Genomic DNA, 6,458 nt, shown 5'->3' with positions numbered 1-6,458 from the left:
CCCTCGGCCTCGATCGGGCCGCTCGGTCATGGCGAAATGGCGAGCTGGCATCTCATCAAGATCGAGGGCGATGCCAAGGCTCCTTCGATCAGCGTCGAGCAACGTGGCTTCGAGCCCGACGGCACCGTCAGGATGCGTCAGGAAATTGCGCTTCACGCCAAGCCGGTTTGACGCCCCGCTCTCCATGGAGAGAGCCGCGGCGCAATGACAAAGGGCTCCGCATGGCGGCGCCCTTCAGAGGTCTGGCAGAGGAAACCGCTCAAACGCAGCGGCCACCATCCACCGCAAGCACGCTGCCCGTCACCATTTCCGACTCGTCGGAGCATAGGAAGAGCGCCGCGTTGGCAATGTCCTGCGGCGTCGAGAAACGGCCCCAKGGAATCGTGCTGGTGAAAGCCTTGCGCTTCTCGGGAGTGTCCTCCCCCATGAAGGTCGCAAGCAGGGGCGTCTCGCCGGCAACAGGCGCGATCGCATTGACACGGATGCGGTCAGGCGCGAGTTCGACGGCCATCGACTTCGAGAGCAGGTTCGCGGCCCCCTTGGAGCCGTTGTACCAGGTCAGCCCGGGGCGCGGACGCAAGCCCGCAGTCGATCCGATATTGAGGATCACCCCGCCGCCATGCTCGCGGAAATGGGGCACGACCGCCTTGGCCATCAGGTAGATCGACTTCACGTTGACGTCGAAGACGCGGTCGAACTCCGCTTCCGAGACGTCAAGCATTGGCTGGTTACGGTGGCTGATGCCGGCATTGTTGACGACGATATCCAGCCTGCCGAGCCGGGTGATCACCTTCGCGACCGCCGCATCGACGCTCTTTCCCTTGCCGACATCGCACGCGACGGCAAATGCCTTGCGGCCGATCGCCTTTGCCGCCTCCTGCGCCTTCTCGCGATTGATATCGAGTACAGCCACCCGCGCGCCCTCACGCACGAAGGTTTCGGCGATGCCGAAGCCGAACCCTTGCGCAGCGCCGGTAACCAGCGCGGTCTTGCCCTTCAGTCTCATGCTGTTTCCTCGTGATCTTCTTTGAGGTGATGACATTGGGACGATTTGCGGCCGGCCAAAAATGCGTTTTTGCGATTGCCCGGATACCGAAATCCTATGGCCGGCCCGATCGCACGACAGACAGGCCGGAGGACCCTGGGTCTAGCCGATCTCCTCACGCAGCATCTCGAGCTCCAGCCAGCGCTCTTCGGCCTGGTGGATCTCGCGTGTGACCTCGTCCAGCCGGGCCGTTGCCTTGGCAAAGAGCTTGGGATCGCGCGTGTAAAGATCGCCGGAGACAGCCGTGTTGAGCTTGGCGGCCTCCCCCTGAAGGGCCTCGATGCGCTTCGGCAGCGTCTCCAGTGCGTGCTTCTCGTTGAAGGAKAGCTTCCGCTTGCTGGATGCCACCGTCGCGGCAGCAGCCAGTTTGGCGGCTGGAGCAACGGCCTTCTCCGCCACAGCACGCGCCTTCGCGCCGACGCCGCGGCCACGCTGCGCGAGCATGTCGGAATAGCCACCCGCAAACTCGGTCCAGATTCCGTCCCCATCCGAGATCAGCGTCGCGGAAACCACACGGTCGATGAAGTCGCGGTCATGGCTGACCAGCAACACCGTCCCCTGGTAGTCCGCCAGCAACTCCTGAAGCAGGTCCAGCGTTTCGAGATCGAGATCGTTGGTCGGCTCGTCCAGGACCAGCAGGTTCGATGGCTTTGCCAGGGCCCGTGCCAGCATCAGCCGCCCGCGCTCGCCCCCCGAGAGCGCTCCAACCGGCGTGCCGCGCTGGATCGGCTGGAACAGGAAGTCCTTCATGTAGCTGATGACATGGCGCGGCTGCCCGCCGACCATGACCTGGTCGGAGCCGCCGCCAGTCAGAGCATCGCCGAGTGGCGTCGCCGGGTCGAGGCTTTCACGGCGTTGGTCGAGCGTCACCATTTCGAGTGAGACGCCGAGCTTGATCTTGCCGGAATCCGGCTGCAGCGCTCCGGTCAGCAGGTTGATCAACGTGGTCTTGCCAGCGCCATTCGGTCCGACGATGCCGATCCGGTCTCCGCGCGCCACGCGCAGCGAGAGATTCTTGACCACAACATTGTCGTCATAGGCCTTGGCGACGTCGATCGCCTCGATCACCAGCTTGCCCGACATCTGGGCCTCGCTGGCCTCGAGCCGGACCGAACCGACCGCACCGCGCGCCGTGCGGCGCTGGTCGCGCAGCGCATGGAGATCGCCGAGGCGGCGCTGGTTGCGTGTGCGACGTGCGCTGACGCCGTAGCGCAGCCAGTCCTCCTCGCGCGCGATCTTGCGGTCGAGCTTGTGCCGGTCGAGTTCCTCCTGCGCCAGCACCTCGTCACGCCAGGCCTCGAATTCGCCAAAACCACGATCCATGCGCCGCGTCTGGCCGCGATCGAGCCAGATCGTCGCGCGCGAAAGCGAGGTCAGAAAGCGCCGGTCGTGGCTGATCAGGACCATGGCGGAGCGCAGCGACTTCAACTCCTGTTCAAGCCACTCGATCACCGGCAGGTCGAGATGGTTGGTCGGTTCGTCGAGCAACAGGATGTCGGGCTCCGGCGCCAACACACGCGCCAGCGCCGCACGACGAGACTCGCCGCCCGACATGGTGGCCGGGTCCTCATCTCCGGTCAGGCCCAGCTCCTCGACGAGATAACGGGCGCGGTAGGCATCGTCGCCAGGGCCGAGGCCAGCCTCGACATAAGCAAGCGACGTCCTGTAGCCGGTGAAATCCGGCTCCTGCGGCAGGTAGCGGACAGTCGCCCCCGGCTGCAGGAAGCGCTCGGCGCTGTCGGGCTCGACCAGCCCGGCCGCGATCTTGAGCAGCGTCGACTTGCCCGAGCCGTTTCGGCCGACCAGGCAGACCCGCTCGCCCGGCGATACTGCGATCTCCGCGCTTTCGAGCAGGGGCTGGCCGCCAAAGGTCAGGGCGACGTCGCGCAGGTGGAGCAGAGGAGCCATTCGATACCCGTTGATTGTCGAGCGGTCGGGATAGACTGGCACGCCCGGCCTGTCACTCCGCCACGGCGTCACGGCCCCTTGCGCAATGCAATATCCATTATAGGATACAAAACGTATCTCTTAATGGATAGACTGCCGTGACCCGCCCTCCTTCCCGCAGAGCCCGCAATGCCAGGATCGGCGACAATGGCGGCCCGCCGCTCGAAGACACGGCCCAGCGCCAGCCGGAATGGGGCAAGGGCGAGATCGGACGCTATTTCGACTGGCGCTTTGCGTCGCGCAAGGCCTGGAAGAAGCCGCCCGCTATCGCTTTGCGACGTCAGGAGCGGGCCGAGGAGCTCGGCCTGACCTATGAGGAATACACGCTCGAAGTCATGGAGCGGGGCTATTTTCCGCAGCCGAAGGATGTCACGGCGATTGTCGCCAAGCGCGAGGAGAGGCGTAAGGCCGGCGGCATCGTCGGCCAGTCTTTGAAGGGAATGCGCCTGAAACGGCAGCGCGATTAGGCCTCAAGCCGCTTCCTGAGCCAGCGCGTCGCCGGTCGCTCGAACCAGCGATAGATCAGCACCGAAGCGATCACCGAGGCGCTGAGTGCCGTCAGGACATAGAGGCCGGGCCAGCCCGGAGCCACACGTGCAAAGATTTCGCGAAGCGCCCGGATCGCAAATGGGTGAACGAGATAGAGCGCGTAGGAAGCATCGCCGAGACCGGCAAGGCCGCGAACAAGGGCCGATGGCGCCGAATTGCCGCTGCCGGATGACGCCGCCGCGACCAGGAGCATGGCAGCCGAACCCCGCAGCAGGAAGGACATCCAGGGCGTGTCTGCCCCGGGAAGCCAGGCTGCCAGCAGCAGGATCGCGACGCCCAGGGCAGCAACGAGCCAGCGCGGCCCACCCGTGAGCCGAAAGCCCTGCCGCCTCAACAGGGCCAACCCCATCCCGGCGGCGAATTCCAGCACGATCGGCTGCCCCCAGAAGCCGAATGGCAATGGCAGGGGGCCAGACAGAGCCTCGGTCGCAACCAGCACCGCGAGCGCCAGCGTCACCACCAGGACGACTGCGGCCCGCGGCAGGAGGAGCGCTGCGCCGAACAGCACGTAGAACAGCATCTCGTAGTTCAGTGTCCAGCCGAGCGAGTAGACGGGCTGGACGAGACCGGCAGATGAGACGGCCGGCCAGAACAGATAGGATGCCAGAATCTGCCCGAGATCGGGCGCAGCCGAATTGAGCGCACCGGGGAGCAGCAATCCCGCCAGCAGGAACAGCGTCGTCGCCGCCCAGTAGAGCGGCACGATGCGGGCAAGCCGGCGCGTCAGGAACAGGCGAGGCGCATCCTTGCGACCAAAGAGCTCGCCGGACGCATGCACCATGATGAAGCCGGAGACGACGAAGAAGATATCGACGCCAGCCATCCAGGGCACGAGATGGGAGGGCGTGAAACTCGCACCCGAGCGCTGGGCCAAAGCAAGCGCGTCCGGCTGGACGTGATGCACGGCGACCATGAATGCCGCGAAGGCGCGCAGAACCTGGATGCCATAGAGCTGGGACAAGGAGCGGAAAAGCCCTGACGAGAGAATGCGGCGCTCTGCGCTGATCGCGAAGCGTAGCTGCTACCCGCCGTTCACGGAAACCACAATCGGGCTTTGTCGTCGAGACCAAAGCGGGCCGGAGATTCCGCAATGGCTGCAAGCCCCTGCTCGGCAGCGTCCGGTGCCGTGATGACGTGCAGGGCGAAGCGCGCCGCAAGTTCCTCCATCGGCGGCTTGCCATTGAACATGGCATGAAGCGCGGCATTCCCCGCGAGCGGCAGGAGGCGCGGCACGATTCCGCCGGCGATATAGACGCCACCGGTCGCCTTGAAGATAAGGGCGAGATCGCCGGCAACACGCGCCAGCAAGCGCCAGAAGCGGATGACCGCCATCAGCGCGGCAGGGTTGCCGTCGAGCGCCAGTGTCGTCACATCAGCGGCGCTGACCCGCGCCTCCTCCATGCCTGTTTCGCTGGCGATGGCGCGATGCAGGCGCACCAGACCATCACCGCTCAAGAGCGCCTCGACCGTGACGCGCGGCAGACCGGCCGCCAGCGCCGGCCAGATCTTCTCCTCCGCCTGATCCTCGGGCCCGACGCCGATATGCCCGGCCTCGGTCGGAATCAATGCGCCCCTGCCATTCCGGCTGACCAGAGCTGCCGCACCAAAGCCGGTCCCGGGTCCGAGCACGAGACGCACTCCCTCCGMCTCGGGCTGCCCCGGCACCAAGGTGACCATGTCCTGCGGCTTCAAGACAGCGAGCGAGGCGGCGAGCGCCTCGAAATCATTCACCAGCAGCCCCTGCACCAGCCCAAGCTCGGCGGCCATGCCAGGCCCGTCGAAATACCAATTGGCATTGGTCAGCTGGGCAGTACGTCCATCGAGCGGCCCTGCTACCGCAAKAACCGCCGAGCGAGGGCGTGGATCGAGAGATGCCAGAACTGAGGCCAGCGCTGCATCTGGTGTCGGATAACTGCCGGTCTGGATACGCGCCAGCGGCTCAGGCCGTGCACCGGCGTGCTGCACGAGCGAAAGGCGGGAATTGGTCCCACCAATATCAGCAACGAGGACCGGGTAGGCAAAGGGCTCGGCGCGCATCGCTCAGGCCTGCTTTTTCCAGTCGGAGAACCAGCCTAACCCCTCGAGCGTCCCGGCCCTTGGCCGGTACTCGCAGCCGACAAAGCCAGTATAGCCGAGACCGTCGAGTTCAGCGAACAGACGCGGATAATCCGGGCCAAGCGCGTCCGGTTCATGGCGGCCATTGGCGCTGGCGATCTGGACGTGGCCGACCAGCGGATAGAGCGCCTTGAGCTTGCCCGAAACGTCGCCGTGGATCAGCTCGCAGTGATACATATCGAACTGCAGCCTGACATTAGGCCGCCCGGATTCGCGGACATAAGCCGCGGCCACATCGAAATCATTGAGAAAATAGCCCGGCATATCCTTGCCGTTGATCGGCTCGAGCAGGAGATCGATGCCATGCTCGGCGAGCTTGTCAGCGGCATAGGCGAGCGAAGCACGATAGGCCGCCTGGGCGGCCGGATCCACGGGATCGGCATGTCCCGCCATCATGTGCAGGCGCTTGACCCCGGTGGCATGCGCATAGGTCAACGCGGTTTCGACGGAGGCGCGGAACTCCGCCTCCCGGCCCGGAATGGCGGCCATGCCGCGCTCGCCCTTGGCCCAGTCGCCMGGCGGCAGATTGAACAGCGCCTGCTCGAGTTCAGCCCCCGCCAGCGCAAGGCTCACCTGCTCGACAGGGTGTTCATAGGGGAACAGGAACTCCACGGCCTCGAAGCCAGCCTCCGCGGCCGCCTTGAAGCGGTCGAGGAACTCCCACTCGTTGAACATCATCGACAGATTGGCGGCAAAACGCGGCATGGCATCCTCAGGCAAACGAAACGCGTGCCAACCTATCGGGCTGCACGCCCTGCGTCATGTGAGAACGCAACAGAGGAGCTTTGCGTTCCGATGGGAG

The 6,458-nt window shown here is 65.2% G+C and carries 6 protein-coding genes; 1 reads left to right on the top strand and 5 read right to left on the bottom strand.

The window, feature by feature from the left end; all coding sequences use genetic code 11:
• Positions 1-259: 259 nt before the first annotated feature.
• Both AC1DJT_RS13310 and AC1DJT_RS13305 read right to left on the bottom strand, forming a co-directional pair.
• The gene (locus AC1DJT_RS13310; protein ID WP_113510863.1) at positions 260-1,006 is read right to left on the bottom strand and encodes a glucose 1-dehydrogenase; all 747 of its coding nucleotides are present in this window, start codon (positions 1,004-1,006) and stop codon (positions 260-262) included.
• 141 nt (positions 1,007-1,147) lie between these two features.
• Complete coding sequence (locus tag AC1DJT_RS13305; RefSeq protein WP_441505164.1) at positions 1,148-2,953, bottom strand: ABC-F family ATP-binding cassette domain-containing protein; 1,806 nt, start codon at positions 2,951-2,953, stop codon at positions 1,148-1,150.
• A gap of 137 nt (positions 2,954-3,090) precedes the next feature.
• Here AC1DJT_RS13305 and AC1DJT_RS13300 point away from each other — a divergent pair, with 137 nt between their 5' ends.
• Entirely contained in the window at positions 3,091-3,459 is a 369-nt protein-coding gene (locus tag AC1DJT_RS13300; RefSeq protein WP_476768071.1) for a hypothetical protein, read from the top strand.
• On the opposite strand, the gene AC1DJT_RS13295 is transcribed toward AC1DJT_RS13300, so the two are convergent.
• The 3 genes from AC1DJT_RS13295 to otnI all read right to left on the bottom strand — a co-directional run bounded on the left by AC1DJT_RS13295 (position 3,456) and on the right by otnI (position 6,361).
• Complete coding sequence (locus AC1DJT_RS13295) at positions 3,456-4,502, bottom strand: acyltransferase family protein (RefSeq protein WP_441505162.1); 1,047 nt, start codon at positions 4,500-4,502, stop codon at positions 3,456-3,458. The genes AC1DJT_RS13300 and AC1DJT_RS13295 overlap by 4 nt on opposite strands.
• A gap of 71 nt (positions 4,503-4,573) precedes the next feature.
• Positions 4,574-5,578 carry a glucokinase gene (locus AC1DJT_RS13290; protein ID WP_476834214.1) on the bottom strand — a complete coding sequence of 335 codons (1,005 nt, stop codon included), beginning with the start codon at positions 5,576-5,578 and terminating at the stop codon, positions 4,574-4,576.
• Positions 5,579-5,581: 3 nt separating this feature from the next.
• The gene (otnI, locus tag AC1DJT_RS13285; RefSeq protein WP_441505161.1) at positions 5,582-6,361 is read right to left on the bottom strand and encodes a 2-oxo-tetronate isomerase; all 780 of its coding nucleotides are present in this window, start codon (positions 6,359-6,361) and stop codon (positions 5,582-5,584) included.
• Positions 6,362-6,458 lie beyond the last annotated feature (97 nt).

This window comes from Allobosea sp. 05T422_2 (assembly GCF_056396265.1).
This window is presented reverse-complemented; position numbering and strand designations above follow the sequence as displayed.